This window comes from uncultured Escherichia sp. (assembly GCF_948475835.1).
Classification (GTDB): domain Bacteria; phylum Pseudomonadota; class Gammaproteobacteria; order Enterobacterales; family Enterobacteriaceae; genus ECMA0423.
This window is the reverse complement of sequence record NZ_CAOLGM010000251.1, coordinates 1-1,733: the sequence shown is the minus strand read 5'-3', so window position 1 is coordinate 1,733 and position 1,733 is coordinate 1. Positions and strand designations below refer to the sequence as shown.

Annotated in this window: 2 protein-coding genes; both read right to left on the bottom strand. The window is 55.4% G+C overall.

The features are described from left to right. Positions 1–71: 71 nt before the first annotated feature. Positions 72–1,166 carry a zinc-binding dehydrogenase gene (locus QZF50_RS23600; RefSeq protein WP_000700809.1) on the bottom strand — a complete coding sequence of 365 codons (1,095 nt, stop codon included), beginning with the start codon at positions 1,164–1,166 and terminating at the stop codon, positions 72–74. A gap of 32 nt (positions 1,167–1,198) precedes the next feature. After that, a partial coding sequence (locus QZF50_RS23595) for an ABC transporter permease (protein WP_290389041.1) occupies positions 1,199–1,733 on the bottom strand: 535 nt, incomplete at its 5' end.

Sequence of the window (1,733 nt, the reverse complement as noted above, 5' to 3'; positions counted from 1 at the left end):
GACGCCCTGGTCAGAAACGTGCAGGTTTAGCGACCCGTGGGATAAGGTATAGATGGTCATCCGCTAACTCCTTAATCCGGGAAGTTAATCACAACTTTCCCGCATTTGCCGCTCGCCATCAGCGCATAGGCATCACCTGCCTGTTCCAGCGAGAAGCGATGGGTAATGGCGTTACGCGGCCACAGTTTCCAGTCCGTTAAATCGTGGGCGCATTTTTCCATATGGAACAGACTGGTCACCCAGGAGCCAATAATCCGCCGTTGATGGTGCATCAGATCGGCGCTGACCTCGAATTCCACTTTTCCGGTTTCACCAATGTAAACCACCCGCCCCCAGTCAGCAGTGGATTGCAGTGCCAGCAAGCGACCTGCGGCATTACCGGAACAATCGAGCGCAACATCCGCGCCACCGTGGGTAAGTTCAGCAATTATCTGCGGCAGACCTTCGGTGGTCGCTAAATAGCCGTGATCCATCACCCCTAACTGTTTTGCCATCGCCAGACGTTCCGGCAGCATATCAACGCCGATGATCCGTTTTGCACCGCGACCTTTCGCCAGCATCATCGCCATCATGCCGACCGGCCCCAGACCGACCACCAGCACGTTATCGCTGCCGGAAACTTCGCCGCGCAAAATCCCTTCATAGGCCGTGCCAACGCCGCAACTGATAAACGCACCATCTTCGTAGCTCAGCGCATCCGGCAGGAGGATCAGATCTTTTTCTTCCGCCAGCAGATATTCGGCATGACCGCCGTCACGCTGCCAGCCGTAAGCCGCTTTTCCTTTGCCAGTACAAGAGATAGGAAAGCCGCGGCGGCAGTTCGGGCAAAAACCACAGCCAGAAATGTGATACACCAGCACGCGATCACCCTCTTTAAAATGGCGACAGCCTTGCCCCATCGCCACAATCTGCCCGCACGGTTCATGACCGTTGATAAATCCCTGGTATAACGGTTTATCGGGTGCCGCCGCCGTGGCACGGTGTTGATGATAGATATAGTGGACATCGCTTCCGCAAATCCCGGAGGATTTCATTTTGATCAGTACCTGGTTAATCCCCGGCGTCGGCACCGCAACTTCCCGCAGATCGACGGTTGAATTTCCTGGTAAATAAGCTGCCAGCATCGTTTTCATAAATCCCTCATTAACAATACGATTAATTTTCATCCCTGCCGCACCCGCGCCAGGGGCGTTAAGGTTTAGCGTTTCGCTTTACTGCTTCGCTGGGTCAGCAAGATATTCGCCAGCACCGCCACCACGATGATGACGCCGCGTACCACCTGCTGGAAAAAGGAGTTAATACCGAGCAGCACCAGACCGTTACCGATTAGCGTAATCACCAGCACACCAAGCAATGTACCGAACAGGGAACCGCGACCGCCGGAAAGTGCCGTACCGCCGACCACGACCGCGGCGATGACGTCAAACTCCAGACCGTTTGCGGCACCTGCGTTACCGGAACCGAGGCGTGCCGCCAGCAAAATGCCGGTCACCGCCGCTAATAATCCCGAAAGGGTAAAGATAAGAATGCGCACTCGACGAACGTTAATACCGCACAACTGCGCCGCCGTGGCATTACCGCCAACGGCAAAAACCGAGCGCCCGAAGGCGGTTTTTCGGCTAATGAACACAAACAGCGCAAACAACACCATCATGATCAGCGCGGATACTGGCACACCGAGAAATTGTCCGCCCAGCCAGTCCAGCACCTCGTTTTCGTCAATCGGCACTGGC